The organism is Pseudodesulfovibrio pelocollis, from assembly GCF_030282845.1.
Classification (GTDB): domain Bacteria; phylum Desulfobacterota; class Desulfovibrionia; order Desulfovibrionales; family Desulfovibrionaceae; genus Pseudodesulfovibrio; species Pseudodesulfovibrio pelocollis.
This window is the reverse complement of sequence record NZ_JASTWE010000046.1, coordinates 1-25,756: the sequence shown is the minus strand read 5'-3', so window position 1 is coordinate 25,756 and position 25,756 is coordinate 1. Positions and strand designations below refer to the sequence as shown.

The window sequence follows — 25,756 nt, the reverse complement described above, 5'->3', positions numbered from 1 at the left end:
TAAATTTTAACGGGAATATTGGCGGGAGTCAACCTTTGAGCATTTGCCACAACAACCCGGCCATCCAGGCTGTTGGAAGTGGAGCACGCTGCAATCTGCGTCCTGCTGGCATACGAGAACGGCCGCGTCAGCCAGGAGTCATCCGAGCGGAATCAGCCCGACCCTCACAATTGCCCCTTCCCGAGCAAACGCAAGTCGGAGCGGACTCCGGGACTGCGTAAGGGACGTGCCCCATGAAACCCTGCGCTCAATCGAAGCCAATGGAGCGGTGTGCGGTTTTCCTGGATACCGCCCCACTCCGAGGCGGCGTGGCACACCACTTGCTTTCACCTCCCAAAACAAGGAGACCCCGTCACAATTTCGACGGACCATCCGGCATTGCGGAGGAAGCCCATGCAGGTAGAGAAGCACCAACTGGCCCAGGCCCTGAGTCTCGTAGTCAACAGCACTCCAGAAGTCTGGGGGGAAGGCTATTACGGACGGCTCATGACCTCCTGCATCGGTGCGCAGGACTATCAGTACCCGGTCTTCGACTACGAATACAAGGACCGGCACATCCTCTACACCCATGTCCACAACACGGTGATCCGTTCAAGCCCCATGGATTTCTTCGAGTTCGGCGTGTTCAAGGGTGACAGTTTCAGGGCATGGATGAAGATCAACACCCACCCCGCGTCCCGCTTCTTCGGCTTCGACAGCTTCGAGGGGCTGCCCGAGGCCTGGCGTACCTGCAACCTGCCCAAGGGGCATTTCTCCACAGAGGGCGCACTTCCTGCCATCGACGATCCGAGGGGAACATTTGTCAAAGGCTACTTCAACCAGAGCCTCTTTCCCTTCCTGACCGACTACGAACGCAAGAACCGCATGGTCATCCACATCGATTCGGACCTGTGCTCCTCCTGCCTTTATGTCCTCATGACCATGAACCCGTGGATCGCACGCGGCACGGTCATCGTGTTCGACGACTTCGGGCCGGTGGACGAGTTCGCCGCCTTCCACCATTGGTACACCTCCTGCTCGCGGACCTGGAAAATCGTCGGCACCCGTACCGACCTCGTCAAATTCGCGGTGGTGGTCACCAACTGACCCGGTCCGGCGGGCTCCGATCCATCAAACACCTTGCCCCGGGTGCCCCTTACATGGTAGCCGCTTCCCATGTTTGATCTCTTTTCGCCGGAACGGTTGCAGCAATACGCCATCCTCGCGCCAGGGCTGCTGGTGGCCCTGGTCTGCCACGAAGTGGCCCACGGCTATGTGGCCTATCTGCTGGGCGACCCCACGGCCAAGTCCCAGGGGAGGCTCTCGCTCAACCCCATGAAGCACCTCGACCCGCTGGGCACGCTGGCCTTCTTCTTCGTCCATTTCGGCTGGGCCAAGCCCGTGCCTGTCAACTCGCGCTATTTCAAGAACCCGCGCCAGGGCATGCTGCTCACGGCCATTGCCGGGCCGCTGACCAACTTCATCCTGGCCGCGGCCTTTGCCACGGTCATCCACATCCTGATGACCATCGAGTTCGCCCCGGGCGGACTGGCCGAGAAGATCATCCTGCCCTCCTATCTCATCGCCCAGGCGGGCGTGTTCGTGAACCTGATCCTCGGCATCTTCAACCTGATGCCCATCCCGCCCCTGGACGGCAGCAACGTGGTGGCCTATTTCCTGCCACCGCAGATGGCCGATTCATATCTGGCCCTCGGCCGCTACGGCTTCATCATCCTCATCGGCATCATCCTGCTGGGGCGGTTCTCCGGCTACAGTCTGGTGGGCGGGGTCATCCTGCCCATGGTCTACGCCGGAATCCGGCTCCTCGGCATCCCCATGTAACCCCAACCACACGACACCATGAGCGAAAGACAACGCATTCTCTCCGGCATGCGGCCCACCGGCCCCCTCCACCTCGGTCACTACTTCGGCGTCATCGCCAACTGGCTCAAGCTTCAGGAGGAATATGACTGTTATTTCTTCGTGGCCGACTGGCACGCCCTGACCAGCGAATACGCAGACGCCAGACGGGTCAAGGGGTTCATCCCGGGACTGGTCAAGGACTGGATCGCGGCCGGGCTCGACCCGGAAAAATGCGTGATTTTCCAGCAGTCCATGATCAAGGAACACGCCGAGCTGTACCTGTATCTGTCCATGTTCACCCCCCTTGGCTGGCTGGAGCGCAATCCGACCTACAAGGAGGTCAAGGCCGAGCTGGTGCATAAGGATTTGAATACCCACGGGTTCCTGGGCTACCCGGTGCTCATGGCCTCGGACATCCTGATGTACAAGCCGTGCGCCGTGCCCGTGGGCAAGGACCAACTGCCCCACCTGGAGCTGGCGCGCGAGATCGCCCGCCGCTTCAACCACCTGACCGGCACCGAGGCCCTGCCCGAGCCAGCGGACATGCTGACCGAGGAGGCCAAGCTGCCCGGGCTGGACGGCCGCAAGATGTCCAAGAGCTACGGCAACTCCATCATGCTCTCCGAGCCCATCGAGGAGATCGCGCCCAAGGTGCGCGGCATGAAGACCGACGAGCGCAGGCAGCGCAAGTCCGACCCAGGCGACCCGGACGTGTGCAACCTCTACCCCTACCACAAGCTGCTGACCGATCCGGCCCGGCTGCCCGATATCTGCGAAGGCTGCCGCAACGCCACCTGGGGCTGCGTGGACTGCAAGAAGGTGCTCATGGAATCTCTTGAGCGATTCCTGACGCCGCTGCAGGAGCGGCGCGCCGCCTGCAGCGACAAGCGCGTGGCCGAGATTCTGGCCCAGGGCAACGAAAAGGCGCGCGCCTTCGCATCCGCGACAATGGGCGAGTTGCGCTCCATACTCAACTACTGATGGCCCAGCCTTGCAATTCTCCCGGATTGCATTAGGCTCGGGCTTTGTTCATCCATAAGCGACAAGGAGATTATGCATGACCGCCACACAAGGCAGCACCGTCAAGGTCCACTACACCGGCACCCTCAAGGAGGACGGCAGCCAGTTCGATTCCAGCCAGGGCCGCGATCCCCTCCAGTTCACGCTGGGTGAGGGCATGGTCATCGCCGGTTTCGAGAAGGCGGTCATCGGTAAGTCGGTCGGTGACACGGTGACCGTGGAGATTCCGCCCGAGGAGGGCTACGGCGAGCCCAACGACCAGCTGGTCTTCCAGGTGCGCCGCGAGCAGTTGCCGCCGCATGTGGAACTTGAGGAGGGCATCATGCTCGAAATCCGCACCGAGGACGACACCCCGGCCTATGTCCGCGTGACCGCCTTCGACGAAAACCTCGTCACCCTGGATGGCAACCACCCCCTGGCTGGACAGACCCTCGTGTTTGATATCGAGGTCGTCGAAGTAGCCTGATTCACACACTATTGATTCCAAAAGCCCCGCCTCATGCCCACCTCGGCACGGGGCGGGGCTGTCGATTGCAACGACACCATCGGGCAAGCGCGCCCAGACAGGATGCGAGCAATGAGCATATCCAAACGATGCTGTACCATGACCCCGTTTCTGGTCATGGAGATACTGGAGGCCGCCCAGGCCATGGAGCGGTCCGGCCGCTCCATCATCCACCTCGAGGTGGGCGAACCGGACTTTGACACGCCAGACTGCGTCAAGCGCGCCGCCTGCCGCGCACTGGACAACGGTCACACCCACTACACCCACTCCCTGGGCCTGTTCGAACTGCGTGAGGCCATCAGCGAGGACTACCGCGCCCGCTACGGCGTGACCGTGGACCCGGCCAACATCGCCATCACCCAGGGCACCAGTCCGGCCATGCTGGCGGTCTTCTCGGCCATCCTGGAGGCGGGCGACAAGGTCATCACCTCGGACCCCTGCTACGCCTGCTATGACAACTTCATCACCTTTGCCGGGGCCGAGCCGGTCAAGGTGGTCACCAGCGAGGACGACGCCTTCCAGTATCGCGTCCCGGCCATTCGCGAGGCGCTGGACGACAAGGTCCGCGCCATCCTCATCAATTCCCCGGCCAACCCCACCGGCACCCTGCTCCCGGCCGAGCGCATGCACGCCATCGCGCAGCTGGCAGAAGAGAAAGGGCTGTGGATTCTCTCGGACGAGATCTACCACGGGCTGGTCTACGAGGGACGCGAGCGCTCCATCCTCGAATTCACGGACCGCGCCTTTGTCTTCAACGGATTCTCAAAGCTCTACGCCATGACCGGCTGGCGGCTGGGCTATGTCATTGCCCCGCCCGCCTTCATTCGCACCCTGCAGACCGTCTGCCAGAACTTCTTCATCTCGGCCAACGCCATGTCCCAGTGGGCCGGGCTGGCCGCCCTCAAGGAGGCCGGGCCGGACGTGGCCCGCATGGTGGCCACCTACGACACGCGGCGCGTGGCCATGCTCAAGCGGCTCAAGGACATGGGCTTCGCCATCAAGCACGACCCCACCGGGGCCTTCTACGTCCTGGTCAACATGCGCCATCTGGCGGCCCGGTTCGACGGGTCGTCGCTCAAGCTCGCCTACGACATCCTTGAGAAGGCGGGCGTGGGCGTCACCCCGGGCATCGATTTCGGCGAGAGCACCGAGGGATTCATCCGCTTCTCCTACGCCAATTCCCTTGAGAACATCCTTGAGGGCATGGACCGCCTGGAGCGCTACGTGAAGGAACACCACGCGGGCTGACCTGCCCGGACACATCGGACGCGAAAAGGCCGCCCTACCCGTTGCGGGAGGGGCGGCCCTTTTGCGCGCGCTCGGCAGGGGTCAGCGCTGGATGTCCAGCTCGCGCTTCTTGGTGTAGATGTAGCGGACCATCTCGTACTCGAAGGGTGATCCGGTCTGGTGGTAGCGGAAAGGCACGTTGGCCCGCCGGTTGATCGTGCGCACGGTCATCTCGGCGATGGTCGTGTGCCAGGTGTTGCGAACACCCGCCAATCGGTACACCTGGACCATCTCAAGATACAAAAGCAAGGTATCGCCGCCAAAGCCCACGGTGTCGCGCAGATTCGACGGCCCGAAGCCGGGCATGACGAAATACGGCCCGTTGCCCACCCCCCAGAAGCCCAGGGTCTGGCCCACGTCCTCGTTCTGGCGCTGGAGATGGGGCGCGCCCGAGGCCACGTCCATGATCCCGAGCAGGCCAAAGGTGGAGTTGATGAAAAAGCGCGAGGTGGTGACAGCCCCCTTGCGCACCTTGCCCTGCAGGATGCAGTTGACCAGCACTGGCAACTCGTTGAGATTGTTGATGACGTTGGTCACGCCCTTTCTGGCCGGGGCGGGAAGCACGGTTTTGTACACGCCCACGGCCGGCAGCAGCACATAGGTGTCGAGCCCGGCGTTGAAGTCGTATATGTGCCGGTTCATGGGCTCCCAGGGGTCGTAAACCTCCATGAAGTCCAGATCGTTGTTCCCGGTTTGGGGCCAGTGGTTGACCTCGGTGCGGAACGCGACCGGCTCAAGGGTCAGGGCGGGGTCGACCCGCTTGGTCACGGCCGCGCCACAGCCGCCCAGGACCAGGACGAGGGCCACGGCCAGCAGGCCGACAACGACGGGACGCAGGCGCGCGTTCATGGCTTCACCATGGCCAGCATGGCCTCCACAAAGGGGGCGTACATCATGTTGCCGCAATGCCCGCCCGTGGGATAGAGCTTGGCCCGGTCGCCGAACACGCTCCTGATGAAGGCAAGGTCGTTGTCGTTGAGAATGACGTCGTCGGTGTTGCCTATGAGCATGATCTTGTCCGTCTCCATGAGATAGGAGCGGATGTCGTACAGGCTGGACTGACGCATCATGGTATAGCGGTCCATGGACGGGTCGAGATACTGGAGGTACGGCAGCAGGAACTCGTCCATGTAGTTCTCGAAGCTGATGTCAAAGACGGCCTCGGCGTAGTCCATCAGCGGCTTGCCCTTGGTCAGGGGGTACTCGTCGGGCGGCACCACATACCCGGCCTGCAAGCAGACATCCGAGGCAAAGATCATGGACGAGGCAGAGAGGCGGAAATCAACACCGATCAGGGAACGCAGGTCCACATCGTCCATGTTCACGCGGGTGACCATCTCATAGAGAAAGTTGTCATCCAGGTCGGTGATGTCGGCGTCGCGATAGTAGTGGGAGAAACGGGTGATGAGGCTCTCGATCTGCTCGCGCACCGTGACCTCGCCGAGGTTCTCGGCCGTCAGCCACGAGTCGAGCCGCTTGACCGAGTGGTACAGGCTCACCGGCGGGTTGATCATCAGCACCTTGCGGAAGCCGAAGTCCCCGGTCTCGGAATCGCGATGGGCGAGAAAGGCGGCGTGCAGCGCACCCAGGCTGTAGCCCGCCACGGAGTAGCCGCTGACGGGCCGCTCCGCCTCCACCACCTCCTTGATCCAGAGCATGACCCGGTAGAGATCGTCCACGTCGTGGGGCACATAGCCCGGCGCGCCGTGGCGCGAGGCGCTGATGACGAAGTTCATGTGCGTGGGCGAGGACAGGGCCACCACATGGAACCCCGCGTCGTGAAAGACCTGGGTCAGAAATCCCATCTTGATGGCGTTGTGCTCGGCCCCGGTGCCCGCGATAAGGAAGATGAGCGGGGCCTCGCCCTTTTGCAGGGCCGTGCTGTAGTACATGTCCGCGCTGTAGGAAAAAATGTCCGGCACCTTGCGCCCCTCGATGCGGATGGCGCGCAGCTTGGGCTCGACCGGATTGGCGGGCCGGTATATCTGGTCCGGCGGCGTGCCGTAGACCGTGGCCTGATAGGGGTCGGTGTAGGGATAGCGGTAGTCCGCCGCCACCGGGGTGGCGGCGCAGAGCGCGGCTGCGAAGAGCGCTGCGGCGAACAGGACTGCGGCCGATGGACTCATGGACGCTACCGGGTTGATTGTTTCCTCAAGGGGCCGGGATGCAATCGTCATACCTACGCATATTGCCCGGCCATGGCAAGGGCGGCGGCGGTCCCGGCCGGGCCGCAAGAAAAAGAGGAGCCCCCGCTGGAGGCTCCCCGGAAAAGACACCGGCAGGAGCCGGTTACGGAATGACCTTGACGGACTCGGCCTGGATCTCGGTGTACATGAAGTTCTGGTCGATGCGGCCGACCACCTCGACCACGGCACCAGCCGCGTCAAGCCCATCAAGGGCGCCTGCCGGGGTGAAGACCAGCAATTCGCCGGTCTCGTCGGCCATCAGGAATTCGTCGGACTTGATCACCTTGACCACCCGGCCGGTCAGGACCACGCGGGTGTCCACACCGGACGCCTTGGCCTGGGCAATGGACTTGGCCACAAAGGGACCGGTCGTCGCGGCGGCGGCGGAACCGGCGGGCTGGGACAGCTCGGCCGAGATGGCAACGGTGGCCACCAACAGCGACAGGGCGAGAACCATACCTACGCGCAACATGACGATACCCTCGGTTAGAACGAATTTTCAGGTTCAGGGCCATGGCCCTTTGACCTATTCATACCACAGCGATAGCGAAAATCCATCCTTTTGCACTTCTTCAATATATTGAATTAACAGAATTTTTGAGATTATACCATATTTTGATTGATCGCTCAGTCAAGCTCCTCCCCGAAGCAGGCTACCGGAACAGGCCGACAAACTCGCCGTAGCCCTCGTCCTCCAGCGACTCCAGAGGCACGAAGCGCAGGGCCGCGGAGTTGATGCAGTAGCGCTGTCCGGTTGGCTGCGGACCGTCGTCGAACACATGCCCCAGGTGCGAATCGGCCAAGCGGCTGCGCACCTCGGTACGGGGTGCCAGGAGCCGGGTGTCGCGCCTCCCGGTCACGGCGGCATCGACCAGGGGCCGGGTGAAGCTCGGCCAGCCCGTGCCCGAGTCGAACTTGTCCGCAGACGAAAACAGCGGCTCGCCGGACACCACATCCACATAGATGCCGGGCCTGTGGTTGTCCCAGTACTCGTTGGCGAAGGGCGGCTCTGTTCCGTCGCGCCTCACCACCTCGAACTGAAGCGGGGTCAGCATCTCCCGCAAGGCGTTGTCGTCCGGCCTGGCATACGCCCTCGCCTCACTGTCCCGGCCTTCCGCCGTCTGCCCGGAGCCTGAGACCTCCCTGCCCCAGGCCTCCCGCAGGAACCTGTCGCGGCCGGAAAAGGCGCGGTAGGTCTTGTAACGCAAGGTATTGTTGGCGGCGAAGTCCTGGTGGTACTCCTCGGCCTCGTAAAACGTGGTCAACGGGAGCACCGGCGTAACCACCGGCCTGTCGAACCGGCCCGAGGCGTCCAGCGCGGCGCGCGATGCCTCGGCGATCTCCCGCTGCCCCTCGTCGTGCCAGAAAATAGCCGAGGTATAGTGCGCCCCTCTGTCGCCAAAGGAACCGCCCGCGTCCGTGGGGTCGAAATGGCGCCAGAAGTGCTCGATGACCTCGGCGTAGCTCACCCGGTCCGGGTCAAAATGGACCTGCACTGCCTCGCGATGCCCTGTCCGCCCTGCGGACACATCCTCGTATGCGGGCGCGGCCTCACCGCCGCCAGCATACCCGGATACCACCCGAATCACCCCGGGCAGCCGGGCCATGTCCGCCTCCACACACCAAAAGCAGCCGCCGGCAAGGGTCGCTACCTCGACTCGTCCGTTCGCGCACATATTTGCCTCCGCTGTCATTGCCGTTTCACCTGATTCCATGACCACAATTCCAACCCCGACGCCTGCGGCTTGCCATATGGCGACCACAGCCGTGACCACGATCGCCAGCAGTACAACCCCCAAAGCCATGAACAGCGCCCTATGGCCCACTCCCCGCCCCCTGCCCATGCTCACCTCACTTGATGACAATGAATACTATTCTTCATTTGATCAAGATAGGCATCACCGAACCGCCTGTCAACGCGGCCCCTCGCGCGATGGCGCGGTAACGCGCAAGGGCCGGACCGCCATTGGCGATCCGGCCCTTGCAAGTACGCTGCCGGGCATTGATGGTGTGTCATCCGTCAAAGGCCCCAGAGGTGACGAACACAGCTACACCGGGTGGGGGGGGCGGGCAGAACGGACTATCTGACTCGATTCAGTGTGCCCTTGCCCCCGAAGAGATCGTCCAGATAGCGATTGTCGCCGGGCTCGTCGAAATAGCCGTCAGTCACCGTCACTACAGGCCCCGTTTCCAAAAGCTCACTCACAGTGACGAACTCGTAGCCGAGCCGCCGCAATTCCGGCACCAGCATGGGCACCAGAAGCTGCGTCTTCTGTGGCACGGAGTTGGCGTGCATCAGGATGATCGCCCCGGGCCGCACCTTGCCCAGATTCCACTGCACCAGTTCGTCCACAGTGCGCTCAAGCTCGCGCTGTTCGCCCTCCACGGACCATTGGATCATGGGCAGGCCCATGGCCGCCAGCACATCCCCGGTCCGGGGGCTGTTGCGGCCGTAAGGCAGACGCATCAGCCGCAGGGAAGGCTGCACCCGGCCCATCTCGCGGCCGAGACCGTGCGCCCTGGCCCGCGCCGCGAGGGACTCGTACAGCAGTTCATACTGGGCCTGGGTCCACGCCATCTGCACCCGAATTTCGTCATCGTCCATCAGGGCCAGATTGCCATGGGTCCAGGCGTGATTGCCCAGCTCGAAAAGCGGGTCGGCCATCAGTTGCAGGGTCTTTTCCGGATGGCTGCGCATCCACTTGCCCCCGGCGAAGAAGGTCGCCTTCACCCCCTGGCTGCGCAAATAGTTGACGATGTCCTTCTGATACCCGGAAAGGTACGGCGCGCGCTCGCAAAGGTCGAAGGTCAGGGCCACCACCTTGCGCCCACCCTCGGGCTGCACGCTGGTGATCACCTGCCGTCGCTCCGGCGGAAGATGCGGCAGGACACGCACCGGACTCGTGCGCAGCGGCGGCCGAATATCCGGCTCCGGCAGCTCCGAGTGCGCCAGATCGCTGTCCGACCCGGCCAGTTGCTCGTCGAGCCAAAGGGCGCGCAGCAGCTCCCCGGACCCAAAGGTCTGGGACTTGCCCGAGGAACAGCCGCCAATGAGCAGAACCGCCGTCAACAGGACCGACGACACCACACGAAATGCATTCATGAGCAACCTCCAGGTTGACAGACCCATATGCCACCCGGAAGACCCTTTCAATGGGCGCGATCAACGCCACGACACCCCGCCAGGAAACCCGGCACAGGCCGGACCACGCATCAACGCCCCCGGCACATTCGTCCGGGGGCGTTAGCGAAACATCCGGCACGACCCGAGAATCAGACCCGCAGGTCCAGGCCGGTGAAGGTCGTGGCCCCCTGCTGGCCCAGGACCATGCCTCCGCCCGAGAACATGGACGAGGCCGAGGCGTTGGCCTCGAACCAGATGGACATGCTCTGCAGGCTCAACTGCTGGCGCAGTTCGGCGTTGGTCAGCTTGCGCTCGGCCAGACCGGTCAACTTGCTCAGCTGCACACCCTCCGCAAACTGCTCGGCCATCTTGGGATTGTCGATGAAATACTTGTCGATGGCTGCCTTGTCCGGGTGATTCCTCTGGGCCGTCACCGCGCCCGTGGCGGCGTCCAGGCTCAGCTTGATGTCGATGGAGGTGTCCACACCCAGAGCCTTCATGTCCGCCTCGAAGCGCTCTGACCACGCCTTGTTGCGGCTGTCGCGGTAGTCGAACACGTCCTGGAAGGTGAGCTTGGTCCCGTTGGATTTGGGGATGTTGGCCAGGAGCGACTCGACGTACTCACGCGCCTGGGACATGGCCGAACCCGAGGCGGAGGCCGTGCCGCCCGAGGTCTGCGCCTTTTCCGCGGCCTCGGCCTCCTGCCGCGCCTTGAGCATCTGCTGATAACTGTAGCCGTACCCGGCGGAATCAATCGATTGTGTGGACATCATGGCCTCCTTGGTTTCCGCATTGGCCCACGGGAAAAATCTGCATGCTCCCGGACCACCAGCATGAATCATACCAGCGAACCGATTGCGCAACGCGCCAAGACCATGCTACATTTCCACCAGGAACCACCACGCCGGACAGCAGGGGGAAGGACATGGCAGAATCGGAACTGACCGTCAAAGGCTTCGACCTGAGCCGGATACGCAACCGCAACGAAAAACGCGTCGCCAAACTCATGCCCGAAATCCTCGACCAATATTACGAGGACTACGTTTTCGAGCAACTCGACATCGAGGACATCTACGCCTTGACTCTCAACCTCTTGCCCGCGCGATACGTCCAGCGAGGCTCCATCATTCTCTCCGACCGCATCTCGGACTTCGTCATCAAAAGCAAACTCCGCGAAGCCACCGAAAGGGTGCTGGAGCATCCCACCCGGTCTGACTGACTACGCCCCCCGCAAAGAGCAGTCCAAAAAGATTCGAGTGCTAGGCGCGGAAAGAGGCCCAAGCCCGACGCGTAGATGACCTACGCGAGGGTTTGGGCCTCTTTTCGCAACGACGCAATCGGGCCTTTATCGCTTCTCAGGCTTTATCGCTTTCCAATCTTCTCCATGGGGATGGCGAACATGAGGAGCGCGGGAATGACGAAGATGGTGAAGACCGTGGACAAGGCCAGACCGCCCAGCACCACCGCGCCGAGGCCGCGGTAGAGCTCCGAGCCGGGGCCGGGGGCCACGGCCAGGGGCAGCATGCCGAAGAGCGAGGTGGTGGCCGACATGTAGATGGGCCGCAGCCGGGTGCGCGTGGCGTCCAGCACCGCCTCCTTGTAGTCCATGCCGTGTTCGCGGACGTTGCCCAGCGACTGGTGGACGATGAGGATGGCGTTGTTGACCACCACGCCGATGAGAATGACGAAGCCGAGCATGGTCAGGATATCCAGCGGCTGGGCCGCGATGAACAGGTTTTCGAGCTTGAGGCCCAGGAACCCGCCCGCGCCGGCCAGAGGGACCGTGAACAGGATGATCAGCGGGTACACGAAGTTGCCGAACAGGGCGGACATGAGCAGATAGGTGATGACCACGGCCAGCATGAAGTTCCATTGCAGGGCCTGGCGGGTCACGGTCAGCTTGTCGGCCGCGCCGGAGAGGCGCACCTGGAGATCATCGAGCAAGCCCATCTCGCGCACTCGCGGAATGAGCGTTTCCTCGATGATTTCCATGGCCTGCTGCAGGGGCATGTCGGCTGGCGGCGTCACCTGGAGGCTGACGGTCCGCTCGCGCTCCAGGTGGCGGATCTGGTTCATGGAATAGGCGCGCTCGATGGTGGCCAGCGAATCCACGGGCACGGCCCAGCCGTTGGGCGTGGCCACCAGGGCGTTGATCAGGTCCTCGGGAGTGGTGATGTCCGTGACCGAGCCCTTGAGCACGAGGTCCACCTTCTTTTTGCCGTCCTCCTTGAAGTCGCCGATCTTGCGGCCGTCGAGGATGACATCCACGGCAATGCCGAGGTCTTCGGTGGTCATGCCCGCCGCCCGGACGCGGTCGCGCTCGGGGATGAGCCGCACCTCGGGATAGAGCAGTTCCAGCGACGGCACGGGCCGCACCTGGGAGCCGGGAATCTCCTGCATGGTCATGCCGAACATGGTTCCGGCGGCCGCCACCAGTCGCTCAAGGTTCGGGCCGGAGAAGTCCACGTCGATGACGCGGCCCTTGCCCAGCCCCTGCTCGAAGATGGACGCCTGGAGAGACACGCCGAACATGCCCGGGATGGTGTTGATCATGCGCGAGAACAGCGGGGTCAGCTCGCCGCCGCGCTCCTCGTCCGTGGACACTGCGCCAAAGAGGTTGATGGTGGGCGCGGAGACGAAGAACATGTCCTTGATGCCCGGCAGGCCGTCCTTGTCCTGCATGAAGTGCGGCTCGCTCTGCTCCCAGATGTATTCGCCAAAGCCGAGCCGCTCCTCGTAGGAGAGCCCGGGCGGCGGAATGAGGATGGAGATGACGAGGTTGCGGTTGCCCTGGGGCAGATACTCCATCTTGGGGAAAAACGCCCAGGCGATGAAGATCGCGGCCGAGGTCAGGGCGGTCACGGTGATTATGCGGTTGCGCGGGCGGTCGATGGCCCTGTCGAGCAGGCCGATGATCATGTCCGAGATACGGCCGCCCAGGACGGTCAGCGGCACCAGCGCCTGCTTGAGCTTCGAGACCTTCTTGGCCGCCCCTTGGCCGGATGCCCCGGCCCCGTTGCGCCGTTCGGCCGCGCCGTAGAGCTGGCGGGCCAGCATGGGAATGACCAGCACCGAGACGCACAGCGACAGGATGATGGCGCAAGTGACGGCGATGGCGATGTCCTTGAACAGCTGCCCGGCCTCCTGCTCCATGAAGACCACGGGCAGGAACACGGCCACCGTGGTCAGGGTCGAGGCCACCACCGCGCCCCAGACTTCCTTGGCCCCGTCGTAGGCGGCGTCCACGGGGCCTTTGCCCATCCTGCGGTGGCGGTCGATGTTTTCGAGGATGACGATGGCGTTGTCCACCAGCATGCCCACGGCAAAGCTGATGCCCGCCATGGACACGACGTTGAGCGACCGCCCTGCCGCCGCGAAGATGATGAAGGAGCCGATGATGGAAATGGGGATGGCCACGGCCACGATGAGGGTGGACGAGAAGGATTGCAGGAAGATGAAAAGGACGATGACGGCCAGGACCGAACCGATGAGGATGTTGCGCTGGACCAGTTCGATGGCGCCGTTGATGTAGGGGCGCTGGTCGTAGACCCAGTCCAGCATCACGCCGTTGTCCTTGAGGATGGTGGCGTTGAGTTCGTCCACCACGTCCTTGACCGAGTCGGTCATGGAGATGACGTTGGTGCCCGGCTCGGGCTTGACCCCCACGGCCATGCCCGGCACGCCGTTGTGGAGCATGGCCACGTTGTGTTTCTCGTTGCCCGCCCGGACCTCGGCCACGTCGCTGAGCATCACCCGGAACTGGCCCGAGGAGGTGAGCACCACGCCCTCGATGTCCTCGGGCGTCTTGAACTCGGCCGGGGTGCGGATGCGGTAGTCGCGCCGCCCAACGCCGAGGTTGCCCGCCGAAATGGACACGTTCTCCTTCTGGAGGGTGGTGATGAGCTGGGGGATGGTCAGGTTGTAGGCGGCCAGCTTGACCGGGTCCACGATGATCTGCATCTCGTTTTCCCTGCCGCCGCCCACGAAGAGGTCGGCCACGCCGGGCACGCGCTCGATGTACTGGCGCACCTCGTCCTCGAAGAAGGTGCGGTAGGTCTGCACGTCGCGCGCGTTGTCGGGCAGGGTGCGCAGGACCATCCAGATGACCGGCGAGGTGGACGCGCCCGTGGCCGAGATGATGGGCCGGTCCGCATTGTCCGGGTACTTGGGCACTTCGTCGAGCTTGTTGGAGACGCGCAGCAGCGCGGTGTCCACATTGGTGCCGATCTCGAAGGTGAGGGTCAGCTCGGCCTGTCCGTTGTAGCACGAGCTTTCCATTTCGGTCAGGCCCGCGATGCCCTTGAGCACCTTCTCCTGCTCCTCGACGATGTCGCGCTCGATCTCGTAGGGCGTGGCCCCGGGCCAGGTGGTGGTCACGGTGATGACCGGCTCTGTCACGTCCGGCGAAAGCTGATAGGGCAGCGTCCGCAGAGCGATGGTCCCGAACATGACGATGATGATGACGCCGACCAGAACGGCGACCGGCTTCTCGATGGCGGCTTTGACGATATCCACTGATGCCTCCGGCTAGTTCTGCGGGGTGGCGGCCACTGGCTGGCCGGGATTGAGCCGCTCGTTGCCCTTGACCACCACGTCCATGCCTACCTTGAGCTTTTCGGACCTGACGCCCGCCATGAGCCCCTTGTAGCCGACAACGTGGACCGGCACGGCCACGGCCTTGCCGTCCTGCACGGTCCAGACCACCTGCTCGCCCCGGGCCACGATGATGGCGTCGCGCGGGACCACCAGGGTCTCGCCGCCCACGCCGCGGGGCAGGCTCACGCGCGCCTCCATGCCCTCGGCCAGGAAGCCGTTGTTGTCCACCCGGATTTTGACCGGGAAGGTGCGGGTGGCCACGTCGCCCTTGGGGATGACGGCAAAGACCTCGCCGGTCAGCTCGGCCCCGCCGGTGCGCACCATGACCGTGGTTCCGGGCCTGACCACGCCGTGGGCCTCGCTTGGCGCGTTGACCACCACGTCGAAGTGGTCGTCGCGGGCCACCTCGGCCACGGTGGAGCCCACGGCCATCCACTCGCCGCGCGCCACGGGCACGTCGATGACCACGCCATCAAAGGGGGCGCGGATGGTCTTCTTGTCCAGTTCCTCCAGCAAGATGCCCAGGTCGGCCTGGGCGGCCTCGACCTTGCTCTGCAATCCCTCGGCGGTCAGCCGCTTGGAGTCGAACTCGCCCTCGGCCACGGACCGGCTCTGGAACAGGGTCTCGACCCGCTGGTGATCCAGCCGGGCGAACTCGAACTCGGCCCGGGCCTGCTTGACCAGGGCGCGGGCGCGCCTGATCTGCTGCTCAAGCAGGGTCGCCGAAAGGACCACCATGACATCGCCCCGGCTGACGCGCTGACCGTCCTCCACCCGCAGGTCCACGACCTTGCCCACCACCTCGGAGGCCACCTTGGCGATCTCGGTGAAATACACAGTGCCGATGAACTCGGACTGGGGGGCCATGTCGCCCGAGGCCACCTTGGCCGTGACCACCGGGGACGGGGGACGCTCCTGAGCGTTTACGGGCGCGGCCAGGATGGCCGCCGTCAGAACAGACGCAACAAAAAACAAAATGATACGCATACTACCGTCGCTTGCTTCTTAAATTTTTCCAAGGCTTGAATACGGAAATCCAGATCAGTGCCACCAGCCCGGCCACCTGGACGGCTCCCCAGACGAAATTGAGGCGCTGGTTGGCGAGATAGGCCGGGTCGTCCAGGGCCGCGAGGCCCAGCTCGCCGGAAATGTTCATCATGGCCGTCTCCCAGGGGCCGAGGAAGAAGGTGCCGAACAGGATGGCCGCCACTGTGGCCACCCACTTGAGAATCAGCCAGCCGTGCCGGAAGAAGCCCCATCCGGTCAGCAGCGAATAGGCCAGCCCGGTGAGCAGGCAGCCAAAGGCCCCGGGTATCACGACCACGGCCATGTCCACATGGTGGATGGCCTGGTTCATGCCGTAGAGCACGCCGCCGTCGTCCACGCCGGCCTTGAGGAAATAGAGCATGAGCAGCGACACGCCGCCGCCGACCCAGCAGGCCACGGCCAGCAGGTGCAGCCCCTTGAGCCATCGCTGCCCGGTTCTTCCGATCATGACCGCCCCGCCTCCAGGGTCAGACAGTCCTCGTCCAGCCACGGCTCGACGATTCTCCAGAGCACCCGCTTGCACTGGTCGAGGTCGGGCTCGGGAATATGGGCGCAACACGCCTGGGTGCTCTCCATGGCCATGGACATGGTCGCATCCACCAGGCTGCGGCCCGCCTCGGTGATGAAGATGTGCTTGACCCGGCGGTCGCCCTCGCCCGCCTCGCGGCGGACCAGCCCCCGGCGCTCCAGGGCGGCGAGCAGCCGGCTGACACCGGTCTTTTCCTGGGAGAGGACCACGCACAGCTCGCCCTGGCTCAGGCCGTCGAACTTGTACAGCGGCAGGAGCGCCCGCCACTGCTCCACCGTGACCTTGATGCCCTCGGCCGCGAACCGGGCCGCCAGGCAGTTGGTCAGCAGGCGCGAGACCTTCCAGGTGAGGAATCCCAGGGACTCCCTCGGGTTGAGTCGATTGGTTGACATGGCGACGGTTGTATATGCAACAAACTTCATGGTCAACCGGTTTTTCGGGGGGCGGCGGGTTGCAATAATGGGCGTATGGCTTTACTGTCCGCGCATGGAACGATTCACCGCCGATCTGCACGTCCACTCCCGATTTTCCCGGGCCACCAGCCGAAACCTGACCATCAGGAACCTGGCCGCCTGGGGCCGCCTCAAGGGCATCTCGGTGCTCGGCACGGGCGACTTCACCCACCCCGAATGGCTGGCCGAAATCGAGGAACAGCTCGTTGACAACGGCCAGGGCCTCTTCACCCTGAGGAACCCGGGCGGGCTCGAGGCCGAGATCCCGGAGTTCGAGGGCGCCATCCCCGGCCGGGTCCGGTTCATGCTCCAGGCGGAGATCAGCTCCATCTACAAGCGCGGCGGCAAGGTGCGCAAGGTCCACAACCTCATTTACATGCCCGACCTCGCCTCGGCCAAGCGGTTCAACCAGCGGCTGGCCCAGGTGGGCAACCTCGCCTCGGACGGCCGCCCCATCCTCGGCCTGGAATGCCGCAACCTCATGGACATGGTCCTTGAGTGCCATCCCCAGGCGTTCCTGGTTCCGGCCCACATCTGGACCCCCTGGTTCTCCCTCTTCGGCTCCAAATCCGGGTTCGACTCCATCCGCGAGTGCTTCGGCGAATACGCGCCCGAGGTCTTTGCCATGGAGACCGGCCTCTCCTCGGACCCGGAGATGAACTGGACCTGGAGCGAGCTGGACCGCATCAAGCTCATCTCCAACTCCGACGCCCACTCGGGCGAGAAGCTGGGCCGTGAGCTGAACCTGTTTCGCGGCGAGATGTCGTACGAGGGCATCTATCGCGCCCTGCGCGGCGAGGGACTGGGCCACAAGTTCCTGGGGACCGTGGAGTTCTTCCCCGAGGAAGGCAAATATCACATGGACGGCCACCGCAAATGCGGCGTGGTCATGGACCCGCACGAGACCATGGCGCGCGGGGCCATCTGCCCGGTCTGCGGCAAACCCGTCACCGTGGGCGTGTACAACCGCATCCTCGAACTGGCCGACCGCCAGGAGCCGGTCAAGCCACAGGGCGCGCCCGACTTCGTCTCCCTCATCCCGCTGCGCGAGGTGCTGGGCGAGGTGGTGGGCACCGGCCCGGGCTCCAAGAAGGTCACGGCCCTGTACATGCGCCTCATCCGCGAGTTCGGCAACGAGATGGATGTCCTGCAACGCGTGCCGCCCGAGGACCTGTCGCGCCACTCCTGCCACCTGGGCGAGGCCCTGAAACGCATGCGCGAGGGCAATGTCATCCGCAAGGCGGGCTTTGACGGCGAGTTCGGCGTCATCCGCGTGTTCACGGACAAGGAGCGCGCCCAGATCAGGCACGGCGGCACCCTCATCGCCGTGGACGTGGCAAAGGACAAGGACGCGCCCACGGGCAAGGGGGCCGCACCGGCCGACGAGCCCGCGTGCAAGCCCCTGGCTGCCCCGTCCGAGGAAAAGCCAGCTGCGCCCAACGCGGCCCAGCAGGCGGCCATCGAGGCCGGACCGGGGCCGGTGCTGGTGCTGGCCGGTCCGGGTACGGGCAAGACCCACACCCTCATGGGCCGGGTGGCCCGGCTCCTGGACCAGGGCGTGTCGGCCCGGCGCATCCTGGCCCTGACCTTCACCCGGCGCGCGGCCCAGGAACTGCGCGACCGGCTCAAGGCGCTGCGGCCCGAGAGCGCCGAGCCGCCCCAGGCAGGCACCCTGCACGGGCTGTGCTTCGATTACTGGAAACACGCCTACAGCGAAACGCCCATCATCCTGCCCGAGGCTGCGGCCAAAAAGCTTTTCGCCGAGGTCAACCCCGCCTTTGCGGGCAAGAACCTCGACCACTACTGGACCAAGTACACTCTGGGCCGGGAGCGGCTGGCCGACCTGCCCGCCGACATGGCCGAGGCGCACATCAACTACGGCAACCAGAAAAACCACTGGGATCTGGTGGACTACACCGATCTGCTGGAATTCATGCTCGAACAGGTGGGCGCGCCCACCTTCCGCCTGCCCTACACCCATGTGCTGGTGGACGAGGTGCAGGATCTCACCCCCCTGCAACTGGCCGTGATCCGGGGCATTGCCGGGGCCAAGGGCCAAGGCGTCTTCCTCATCGGCGACCCCAACCAGTCCATCTACGGCTTTCGGGGCGCGACCAGCGATGTTGCCCAGCGGCTGACCGAGCTGTGGCCCGACATCAAGACCATCACCCTGGCCGACAACTACCGCTCGGGCCAGAAGATTCTCGACTGCGCGGCCGCGCTTTTCCCGGACTCGCCCCCCCTGCGCGCCAACGCGGGCACAGAGGCCGCCATCCATCTTTTCGAGGCCCCGGACGACATCCGCGAGGCCACCTGGATCAGCGACCGCATCAAGGGACTCATCGGCGCCACCAGCCACTCCATGGCCGACGCGGGCGATCAGGGCTGGTTCGCGCCCGGCGACATCGCGGTGCTGGTCCGCTTCAAGGCGCTCATTCCCCTCATCCACAAGACCCTCAAGCGGGCGGGCATCCCCTGCTCCACGCCCGAACTGGAAGGATTCTGGCAGGAGCCCCGGGTGGCCGCCATCCTGCGCGCGGCCGAGCGCTTCCTGGGCATGAGCCTGGGCAGCGGGGGCGAACCGCTGTCCGTGTCAACCACGACGACGGACGAGGACACGGCGGGCGACGTGTCCGTGGAGGTGCCGGACCACATCCTGGCCAAGGGGCCGGTGGGGCTGGCCGCCTACCTGAGCGACACCCCGCCCTTTGACCAGTTCTTCTGGGAGAGCCGACAGTTCAAGGAATTGAAGCAGGAGTTCGACCAGCGCGGCGGCTGGCAGGGGCTGGTCAACTGGGTCAGCCTCCAGAGCGAGCTGGAACTGGTCCGCCGCTCGGCCGAAAAGGTCCAGATCATGAGCCTGCATGCGGCCAAGGGGCTGGAATTCGAGGCCGTGTTCCTGCCCGCCTGCGAGGAGGGCATCCTGCCCTTTGCGGGCATGGACCTGCTCACGGCCAAGGTCACCCTCACCCCGGGCCGGGGCCAGCGCTTCCCCGAGGAACGCCGCCTGATGTATGTGGGCATGACCCGGGCCAGACGCAATCTCTTCATCAGCCGGGCCGCCAGACGGCAACTCTACGGCAGAACCCTCACCCTCCCGCCCTCGCGCTATCTGCGGGAGCTGCCCGAAGACCGGATGACCCACTCGGTGCTGGCCGCGAAAAAAGTGACCAGAGAGAAGCAGATCGGCCTGCTCGACTGAGGCCGACAAGACCCGACCGCACAGCAGCATCGCCTCAGAAAATGAACCGATACACTCCCCGCTCGTAAAGGCGGCACACCCCCCGGGCCAGGGCCCGGGACATCCCCACCTGCCGCAGGCGGCAGAAGACATGGAGCGGATTGAAGACATGCTGGCAAAACAGGCGAAACGGTTTCATGACCACACCCTCCGGCTTGGCTGTTCCATCCGGTGGCGATATTGCAAAGCCCATGCCCGCAGGGGATAATCCAGCCATGACCGCAGGCTTTAGCAGGCCCGCCACCCCCCTGGCGGAAAAAAACGCCCCCTGGCGCCGGCGTTCCGGCGGGGCCGCGCCTCCCTTCGCCCTGGCCGCGCCCTCCTTTGTCATCCCGGCGGGCGTGGCTGAAAACGCACGGTTCCTGGCCGATCACTACGCCGAGATCGGCCTGCTCTTTTTCGAGACCCGCGCCTGCCTCGCCTACACCGACGCCGATCTGCCGCCCGATCTGGCCGGGCTTCCCGTGAACTGGCACGTCCACCTGCCCCTTGACCTGCCCTGGGAGCGCGGACCGGACGCCGCCTGGGAGGCCATCGCCCGGCTCATGGACAAGGCGGCCTTCCTGCGCCCGTGGGCCTGGGTGCTGCACCCGCCCGCCGCCCCCGGACTGCTGGCCGACCTGGCCGGACGGCTGCGCCGACACTCCATTGACCCGGCAGACGTGCTGCTCGAAAACGTGGCCGAATCCGACCTATGCGCCCTGTGGGGCGAGGCCCGGGCCGAGGGATTCTCCGCATGTCTCGACCTCGGCCACATCCTGGCCCACGACCAGCATGCGGTCCTCGACCTGCCCGGCGTGTGGGAGGCCACGCGCATGCTCCATGTCTGCGCCCCGGGCCCTGACGGCCGCCATCTGTCTCTGACCCGACTCGACGACGCGGGCCGGGCGCTGCTTGACAGTATGTGCGCCCGCTTCCAGGGCCGCACCGTGACAATGGAAGTGTTTGACAAGACCGGGCTCTTCGAGTCCACTGCCCTCTTTGAAACGTGGCTGGCGCACCGGGAGGCGGAAAAATGATCACCCTGGTCCTTGGCGGCAACAAATCAGGAAAATCCGATTTTGCCCTTGATCTGGCCGCCAAAGAGGCGCAGCCGACCCTGTTCGTGGCCACCGGCAAGGCCCGCGACCTCGAATTTCGAGAACAAATCCGGCTCCACCGCCAAAGTCGCGGCCCCGAACTTGAAGTGGCCGAGGTGGACACGGGGTTGCCTCGGCGGCTCGGACAGGCTAAATTGACCTTTCCGACCGTGGTGGTGGACAGCCTGGACTACTGGCTCTTCGCCTGCGGAGAGGCAGGGTGCGAGGCGGAAATGGTCCGGGAATTCCTGGAAGTTCTCAAGGGTTGGAATGATGGCGAACTGGTGCTGGTCTCCTGCGAGGCCGGGCTTGGGCCGCTGCCCGCAGGCAGTGCGGTCCGGGCGTTCATACGGAGCCTTGGCGCGCTCAACCAGAGCGTGGCCGGCGCGGCCGACCGGGTCTTCCTGGTGGCTGCCGGGCTGCCGTTACTCCTGAAACAGGGATAGATTGTGGCACTCTTCAGACAGATGGACGAACAGGTGGAGCAGATGCTCCGTCTCTTCAACAAGGACGAGAACTGGCTCATCATCATCAACGCCGACCCGGACGCCCTGGGCTCGGCGCTGGCGCTGCGACGCATCATGGCCCGCAAGGTGAAGACCGTGGGTATCGCCCAGATCAACGAGATCAAACGGCCCGACAACCTCTCCATGATCCGCTACCTGCGCATCCCCACCAGAAAACTCATCTCCAACCTCGCCGCCCAATTCGACAAGTTCGCCCTGGTGGACTCCCAGCCCCACCACAGCCCGGAATTCGCGCCCTACGACTTCTCCATCGTCATCGACCACCACCCGGTGATGAAGGAGAACCCGGTGGAAGCGCCGTTCGTGGACATCCGGCCCAAGTACGGCGCGGTCTGCACCATGATGACCGAGTATCTCTACAGCATGAAGATCAGGCCCGGAAAACTGCTGGCCACGGCCCTGATGTACGGCATCCGCTGCGACACGCGCACCTTTGAGCGCGATTTCATCGACGCGGACATGTCCGCATTCAAGTATCTCAACAAGTTCTCGGACGCCAAGCTGCTCAACCGCATCAGCCGCAGCGAATTCCACCTGGACTGGATGCGCTATTTCTCGCGCGCCTTCTACAATCTGCGCCGCATCGGCCACGGCCTCTTCGCCCACTGCGGCACCGTGGACAACCCCGACATCCTGGTCATCGTCACCGATTTCTTCACCCGGGTGCACAACGTGCCGTGGGTGGTGGTGTCCGGCGTGGCCGACGACAAGCTGGTCTGCATCCTGCGCGGCGACGGCCTGCGCCGCGACATGGGCAAGATGGCCCAGTCCCTCATGAACGGGCTGGGCAGCGCCGGGGGCCACGCCCAGGCCGCCCGGGCCGAGGTGGACCTCTCTGCCCTGGACGGCGAGGACCCGGAAATCTTCATGCTCAAGCGGCTGGGCCAGGGCAGGAAATCGGCCATTCATCGGCTGTGACCGGATGCGGCGTTCTCCCGAAGAGCCGCGCCACTTCATCCACAGCGGCTGACACCGGCCGCCAACCCGCCGAGACCCGCCATGCCCCTCAAGGAACGCCTGCGCTTCGACTCTGACCCCGTCTACCTCATCGACGGCACGGCCCTCTTCTACCGCGCCTTCTACGCCCGCGCCGACCTCAAGCGCGCCGACGGGTTCCCCACCAACGCCATCAACACCACCCTGCGCGTGCTCATGAACATGCTGCGCGACGAGGACCCCGGCCACGTGGCCTTCATCATGGACGGCAAGGGCCCCACCTTCCGCCACCAGCTCTATGACCGCTACAAGGCGCAGCGCCCGGCCATGCCCGAGCCGCTGGCCCAGCAGATCGAGCCGGTGCGCCGGGGCGTGGAGCTGCTGGGCGTCCGGCTCATCGTCTCCGACGGCGTGGAGGCGGACGACTGCATCTGCTCCCTGGCCCGCAAATACAAGCAGGACCGGCCCGTAGTCATCGTGGCCTCGGACAAGGACCTCAAGCAATGCCTGGACCGCAACGTGGTCATGCTCAACCAGGCGGGCAAGGCCGAAAAGATCATCACCCTGGAGAGCTTTCGCGAGGAAGAGGGGATCGAGCCAGCCCAGTGGCCGGACTTCCAGGCCATCATCGGCGACTCGGCCGACAACATCCCGGGCATCCCCAAGGTCGGCCCGGTCACGGCCCGCAAGATCATGCAGACCTGCCCCACCCTGGAGGCCCTGCGCGACAACTGCGCCGCCCTGCCCGAGAAACTGCGCGAGAAGGTCGAGCCCGAGCTTGAAAACGTCTTTCTCTACCGCGAACTGACGCGCATGAAGGCCGACTGCTGCGACTTTCCCCTGGACCACTTCGCCCTTGCGCCCATGGACCTGGACGGCCTGCACGCCTTTCTCGACGAATTCGAGCTGCGCGGCCTCAAGCGCGATCTGCCCAGGCGGCCCGGCAAGCCGGGCAAACCGGCTCAGGCGGCCGCGCCCCCCGCAGGCGGTCAGTTCGCGCTCTTCGGCTCGCCAGCCGCCGCCCCGGTAGCAGACGACGAACCGCCAACCACCGAGGCGACAAGCACGGACGCCCTGCCCTCCCTGGCCGGGGAGGAAGTGGGCCTCGTCTTCGAGGACGACGCCTTCTTCGTGGGTGTCGAAGACCGCGAGTACCGCTACACCGGCCCGGCCGATGGGCTGGTCCGCGCCCTGGAGCATGCGGCCGTCGTGGCCACGCCGAGCGTGCAGGAGTTGCTGCGGGCCGACCCGGCCTGGGGATATCTGCTCTCGTCCCAGTGGTTCGACCTCAGTCTGGCCGCGTATCTGCTCGACCCCGAGGCGCGCAACTACACCTGGCCGCGCCTGCGCCAATCCATGACCCAGGATGGCCGCTCCGAGTTCGCCGAGGCGGCCGGGGAGCTGCATCCGCGCTCACGGGGGCTGGCCGCCCTGGCCTACATGAACGGCATCCGGGGACAAGTGGCCTCGGCCGACCTCGGCCCGCTGATGCGCGACCTGGAAATCCCGCTCATCCCGGTGCTGGTGTCCATGGAGCGGGCAGGCATCTTTGTTGACCTCGACGCCTTTTCCGGGTTCCTCGACGATGTCAGCCGCCAGCTCGACGCCCTGACCCGCTCCATCATCGACCACGCGGGCGAGCCCTTCAACATCCGCTCAAGCCAGCAGTTGGCCGCCATCCTCTTTGACCGGCTCGACATCAAGGCGGGCGGCAAGACCGCCACGGGCCAGCGCTCCACGGCCAACGAGGTGCTTGAAGCCATTCGCGGCAAGCACCCCATGGTGGAGGACATCCTCGAATACCGCATGCTCGAAAAGCTGCGCTCCACCTACCTTGAACCCCTGCCCAAGCTGGTGGGTGACGACGGGCGGCTGCACACTCATTTCAACCAGCTGGCCACGGCCACCGGGCGGCTCTCAAGCTCCCGGCCCAACCTCCAGAACATCCCCATCCGGGGCAAGTACGGCCCGCGCATGCGCGCCTGCTTCACGGCCGGTCCGGGCGCCATGCTGGCCGCGGCCGACTACTCGCAGATCGAGCTTCGGGTCCTGGCCCATTTCTCGGGCGATCCGGCCCTCATCGACGCCTTCCGAGGTGACGAGGACATCCACACCCGCACGGCCGCCCTGCTCACGGACAAGGAACCGGGCGAGGTGCTGCCCGACGAGCGGCGCAACGCCAAGACCATCAACTTCGGCCTCATCTACGGCATGGGGCCGCAGAAACTGGCCCGGGAGCTGGGCATCACGGTCAATGAGGCCAAGGCCTTCATCGAGCGCTACTTCGACAAGCTGGCCACCCTCAAGACCTTCTACGACACCATAGTGCACGATGCCGAGGCCCGGGGCTTCGTCACCACCCTGGCCGGTCGGCGCAGGCTGCTGCCCGAGCTGCACTCGCGCAACAACCAGCTCGCCTCCCAGGCCAAGCGCCAGGCCATAAACACGGTCATCCAAGGCTCGGCCGCAGACATCATCAAGATGGCCATGGTGGCCGCCCACAAGGACAAGGAGCTGACCACCCTGGGCGCGCGCGTCATCCTCCAGGTCCACGATGAACTCATCGTCGAGGCCCCGGAGACCACCATCCACCTCGCTGGCGAACGCCTCAAGACCATCATGCAATCCGTGGCCGACCTCGCCGTCCCCCTCAAGGTGGACCTCGGCGTTGGCCACAATTGGGCCGAGGCGCATTGATCGGATCAGGGATTTCTCGAAAACAATAAAGACCGCCCCCTTCCGGGAGCAAGACGTTTTCCATAAATTTTGATAAAATGGCTCCGAGTTAGTCGGGGCCATTTTTATTACTCAACTTGCTTTAAAAATCCCCGGTATGGTTGTTTACCTGCTGTAAATATGAAACTTTTCCTTGGATTGGTTTTTTTGGTTCGTACACGTATAAGTCAATTTTTACAGGTAGAAGCCAAAAGAGTCAGGCAACCAATTGCATAGACTGCGAACAAGGTATACAGAATATCCGAGAGAAGACAGCTTGACGGTTATCTCCTTGCAAAAGGAGGTAGTGATAATTGGATACTTCGGAGTATGGAACCTGCCAATAGATGTTTGGAAACCGAGGCCATGCAGGAAGGTGCAAAATGTATTGGGATAATGATGAACTAGAAGAGGTTTCAACGTTACAAAATTTCGTTGCAACTCAAAAAGAACTTGGACAATTTGGAATTGTTGTCAGGTTCCACCCGTACAATGACAAATATGCCCTGTGTGAACAAATTTGCAAAGATGGGATAGCTTTATGGGTTGTAAATATCCTTCTCCTGCGTGGTACTATAAAGGAAGGCTCGTTAATTAATTTCAATGACGCTGGCACGCATAAAGATACTGATGGAATGGTAAGAAATTATGGTGTGGCAGTGGCTGACGC

The 25,756-nt window shown here is 64.1% G+C and carries 23 protein-coding genes; 12 read left to right on the top strand and 11 right to left on the bottom strand.

The annotated features are described in order from the left end of the window. Positions 1-393: 393 nt before the first annotated feature. From QQS14_RS13860 to QQS14_RS13840, 5 genes are all read left to right on the top strand, one after another. Positions 394-1,086 carry a TylF/MycF/NovP-related O-methyltransferase gene (locus tag QQS14_RS13860; protein ID WP_285907606.1) on the top strand — a complete coding sequence of 231 codons (693 nt, stop codon included), beginning with the start codon at positions 394-396 and terminating at the stop codon, positions 1,084-1,086. A 69-nt stretch (positions 1,087-1,155) separates the two neighbouring features. Further along, on the top strand, positions 1,156-1,821 hold the full coding sequence (locus QQS14_RS13855) for a site-2 protease family protein (protein ID WP_285907605.1): 666 nt from the start codon (positions 1,156-1,158) through the stop codon (positions 1,819-1,821). Positions 1,822-1,839: 18 nt separating this feature from the next. After that, entirely contained in the window at positions 1,840-2,823 is a 984-nt protein-coding gene (gene trpS / locus QQS14_RS13850) for a tryptophan--tRNA ligase (protein ID WP_285907604.1), read from the top strand. A 76-nt stretch (positions 2,824-2,899) separates the two neighbouring features. Then, positions 2,900-3,328, top strand: coding sequence for an FKBP-type peptidyl-prolyl cis-trans isomerase (locus QQS14_RS13845; RefSeq protein WP_285907603.1), 429 nt, complete (start codon positions 2,900-2,902; stop codon positions 3,326-3,328). Positions 3,329-3,439: 111 nt separating this feature from the next. Next, complete coding sequence (locus tag QQS14_RS13840) at positions 3,440-4,615, top strand: pyridoxal phosphate-dependent aminotransferase (RefSeq protein ID WP_285907602.1); 1,176 nt, start codon at positions 3,440-3,442, stop codon at positions 4,613-4,615. An 81-nt stretch (positions 4,616-4,696) separates the two neighbouring features. Here the strand turns inward: QQS14_RS13840 and QQS14_RS13835 are convergent, their stop codons facing one another. From QQS14_RS13835 to QQS14_RS13810, 6 genes are all read right to left on the bottom strand, one after another. Beyond that, the gene (locus tag QQS14_RS13835) at positions 4,697-5,503 is read right to left on the bottom strand and encodes an MlaA family lipoprotein (protein ID WP_285907601.1); all 807 of its coding nucleotides are present in this window, start codon (positions 5,501-5,503) and stop codon (positions 4,697-4,699) included. Continuing rightward, the gene (locus QQS14_RS13830) at positions 5,500-6,831 is read right to left on the bottom strand and encodes an alpha/beta fold hydrolase family protein (protein WP_285907600.1); all 1,332 of its coding nucleotides are present in this window, start codon (positions 6,829-6,831) and stop codon (positions 5,500-5,502) included. Before QQS14_RS13830 ends, QQS14_RS13835 begins: the two co-directional genes overlap by 4 nt. Positions 6,832-6,943: 112 nt before the next feature. Continuing rightward, the gene (locus QQS14_RS13825) at positions 6,944-7,312 is read right to left on the bottom strand and encodes a NirD/YgiW/YdeI family stress tolerance protein (protein WP_285907599.1); all 369 of its coding nucleotides are present in this window, start codon (positions 7,310-7,312) and stop codon (positions 6,944-6,946) included. Positions 7,313-7,493: 181 nt separating this feature from the next. Next, on the bottom strand, positions 7,494-8,447 hold the full coding sequence (msrB, locus tag QQS14_RS13820; protein WP_425607933.1) for a peptide-methionine (R)-S-oxide reductase MsrB: 954 nt from the start codon (positions 8,445-8,447) through the stop codon (positions 7,494-7,496). Positions 8,448-8,920: 473 nt separating this feature from the next. Then, entirely contained in the window at positions 8,921-9,943 is a 1,023-nt protein-coding gene (locus QQS14_RS13815; RefSeq protein WP_285907597.1) for a polysaccharide deacetylase family protein, read from the bottom strand. A gap of 170 nt (positions 9,944-10,113) precedes the next feature. Further along, positions 10,114-10,734: a hypothetical protein gene (locus QQS14_RS13810; RefSeq protein WP_285907596.1), complete on the bottom strand. Its 621-nt coding sequence runs from the start codon at positions 10,732-10,734 to the stop codon at positions 10,114-10,116. Positions 10,735-10,889: 155 nt separating this feature from the next. On the opposite strand from QQS14_RS13810, the gene QQS14_RS13805 reads away from it, so the two are divergent. Continuing rightward, positions 10,890-11,183: a late competence development ComFB family protein gene (locus QQS14_RS13805; protein ID WP_285907595.1), complete on the top strand. Its 294-nt coding sequence runs from the start codon at positions 10,890-10,892 to the stop codon at positions 11,181-11,183. Between the two features lie 143 nt (positions 11,184-11,326). On the opposite strand, the gene QQS14_RS13800 is transcribed toward QQS14_RS13805, so the two are convergent. Genes QQS14_RS13800 through QQS14_RS13785 form a run of 4 tightly spaced genes read right to left on the bottom strand, consistent with a single transcriptional unit; the run spans position 11,327 to position 16,528 of the window. Beyond that, positions 11,327-14,479, bottom strand: coding sequence for an efflux RND transporter permease subunit (locus tag QQS14_RS13800; RefSeq protein ID WP_285907594.1), 3,153 nt, complete (start codon positions 14,477-14,479; stop codon positions 11,327-11,329). Between the two features lie 12 nt (positions 14,480-14,491). Beyond that, a complete protein-coding gene (locus tag QQS14_RS13795; protein ID WP_285907593.1) occupies positions 14,492-15,547 on the bottom strand; it encodes an efflux RND transporter periplasmic adaptor subunit in 1,056 nt (351 codons plus the stop codon). Position 15,548: 1 nt separating this feature from the next. Beyond that, the gene (locus tag QQS14_RS13790; protein WP_285907592.1) at positions 15,549-16,055 is read right to left on the bottom strand and encodes a DUF2269 family protein; all 507 of its coding nucleotides are present in this window, start codon (positions 16,053-16,055) and stop codon (positions 15,549-15,551) included. Next, positions 16,052-16,528, bottom strand: a complete 477-nt coding sequence (locus QQS14_RS13785; protein WP_285907591.1) for a MarR family winged helix-turn-helix transcriptional regulator — start codon at positions 16,526-16,528, stop codon at positions 16,052-16,054. The genes QQS14_RS13790 and QQS14_RS13785 overlap by 4 nt, the downstream gene beginning before the upstream one ends. 94 nt (positions 16,529-16,622) lie before the next feature. On the opposite strand from QQS14_RS13785, the gene QQS14_RS13780 reads away from it, so the two are divergent. After that, positions 16,623-19,790 carry a UvrD-helicase domain-containing protein gene (locus QQS14_RS13780; RefSeq protein WP_285907590.1) on the top strand — a complete coding sequence of 1,056 codons (3,168 nt, stop codon included), beginning with the start codon at positions 16,623-16,625 and terminating at the stop codon, positions 19,788-19,790. Between the two features lie 34 nt (positions 19,791-19,824). Here the strand turns inward: QQS14_RS13780 and QQS14_RS13775 are convergent, their stop codons facing one another. Further along, complete coding sequence (locus QQS14_RS13775; RefSeq protein WP_285907589.1) at positions 19,825-19,968, bottom strand: hypothetical protein; 144 nt, start codon at positions 19,966-19,968, stop codon at positions 19,825-19,827. Positions 19,969-20,044: 76 nt separating this feature from the next. Here QQS14_RS13775 and cbiR point away from each other — a divergent pair, with 76 nt between their 5' ends. The 5 genes from cbiR to QQS14_RS13750 all read left to right on the top strand — a co-directional run. After that, positions 20,045-20,848, top strand: a complete 804-nt coding sequence (gene cbiR / locus QQS14_RS13770) for a cobamide remodeling phosphodiesterase CbiR (protein WP_285907588.1) — start codon at positions 20,045-20,047, stop codon at positions 20,846-20,848. Next, a complete protein-coding gene (locus QQS14_RS13765; protein WP_285907587.1) occupies positions 20,845-21,354 on the top strand; it encodes a bifunctional adenosylcobinamide kinase/adenosylcobinamide-phosphate guanylyltransferase in 510 nt (169 codons plus the stop codon). The genes cbiR and QQS14_RS13765 overlap by 4 nt, the downstream gene beginning before the upstream one ends. A gap of 3 nt (positions 21,355-21,357) precedes the next feature. Continuing rightward, positions 21,358-22,353, top strand: a complete 996-nt coding sequence (locus QQS14_RS13760) for a DHH family phosphoesterase (RefSeq protein ID WP_285907586.1) — start codon at positions 21,358-21,360, stop codon at positions 22,351-22,353. Positions 22,354-22,434: 81 nt separating this feature from the next. Then, complete coding sequence (gene polA / locus QQS14_RS13755) at positions 22,435-25,068, top strand: DNA polymerase I (RefSeq protein ID WP_285907585.1); 2,634 nt, start codon at positions 22,435-22,437, stop codon at positions 25,066-25,068. A gap of 401 nt (positions 25,069-25,469) precedes the next feature. After that, on the top strand, positions 25,470-25,756 hold a 287-nt coding region (locus tag QQS14_RS13750), incomplete at its 3' end, for a hypothetical protein (protein ID WP_285907584.1).

Coding starts and splice junctions, on each gene's coding strand:
- QQS14_RS13830 (WP_285907600.1), bottom strand. CDS start 6,831: ATGACGATTGCATCCCGGCCCCTTGAGGAAACAATCAACCCGGTAGCG.
- QQS14_RS13765 (WP_285907587.1), top strand. CDS start 20,845: ATGATCACCCTGGTCCTTGGCGGCAACAAATCAGGAAAATCCGATTTT.
- msrB (WP_425607933.1), bottom strand. CDS start 8,447: ATGGCCCGGCTGCCCGGGGTGATTCGGGTGGTATCCGGGTATGCTGGC.
- trpS (WP_285907604.1), top strand. CDS start 1,840: ATGAGCGAAAGACAACGCATTCTCTCCGGCATGCGGCCCACCGGCCCC.
- QQS14_RS13855 (WP_285907605.1), top strand. CDS start 1,156: ATGTTTGATCTCTTTTCGCCGGAACGGTTGCAGCAATACGCCATCCTC.
- cbiR (WP_285907588.1), top strand. CDS start 20,045: ATGACCGCAGGCTTTAGCAGGCCCGCCACCCCCCTGGCGGAAAAAAAC.
- QQS14_RS13810 (WP_285907596.1), bottom strand. CDS start 10,734: ATGTCCACACAATCGATTGATTCCGCCGGGTACGGCTACAGTTATCAG.
- QQS14_RS13785 (WP_285907591.1), bottom strand. CDS start 16,528: ATGTCAACCAATCGACTCAACCCGAGGGAGTCCCTGGGATTCCTCACC.
- QQS14_RS13845 (WP_285907603.1), top strand. CDS start 2,900: ATGACCGCCACACAAGGCAGCACCGTCAAGGTCCACTACACCGGCACC.
- QQS14_RS13805 (WP_285907595.1), top strand. CDS start 10,890: ATGGCAGAATCGGAACTGACCGTCAAAGGCTTCGACCTGAGCCGGATA.
- QQS14_RS13780 (WP_285907590.1), top strand. CDS start 16,623: ATGGAACGATTCACCGCCGATCTGCACGTCCACTCCCGATTTTCCCGG.
- QQS14_RS13840 (WP_285907602.1), top strand. CDS start 3,440: ATGAGCATATCCAAACGATGCTGTACCATGACCCCGTTTCTGGTCATG.
- QQS14_RS13815 (WP_285907597.1), bottom strand. CDS start 9,943: ATGAATGCATTTCGTGTGGTGTCGTCGGTCCTGTTGACGGCGGTTCTG.
- QQS14_RS13825 (WP_285907599.1), bottom strand. CDS start 7,312: ATGTTGCGCGTAGGTATGGTTCTCGCCCTGTCGCTGTTGGTGGCCACC.
- QQS14_RS13775 (WP_285907589.1), bottom strand. CDS start 19,968: ATGAAACCGTTTCGCCTGTTTTGCCAGCATGTCTTCAATCCGCTCCAT.
- QQS14_RS13835 (WP_285907601.1), bottom strand. CDS start 5,503: ATGAACGCGCGCCTGCGTCCCGTCGTTGTCGGCCTGCTGGCCGTGGCC.
- polA (WP_285907585.1), top strand. CDS start 22,435: ATGCCCCTCAAGGAACGCCTGCGCTTCGACTCTGACCCCGTCTACCTC.
- QQS14_RS13790 (WP_285907592.1), bottom strand. CDS start 16,055: ATGATCGGAAGAACCGGGCAGCGATGGCTCAAGGGGCTGCACCTGCTG.
- QQS14_RS13795 (WP_285907593.1), bottom strand. CDS start 15,547: ATGCGTATCATTTTGTTTTTTGTTGCGTCTGTTCTGACGGCGGCCATC.
- QQS14_RS13860 (WP_285907606.1), top strand. CDS start 394: ATGCAGGTAGAGAAGCACCAACTGGCCCAGGCCCTGAGTCTCGTAGTC.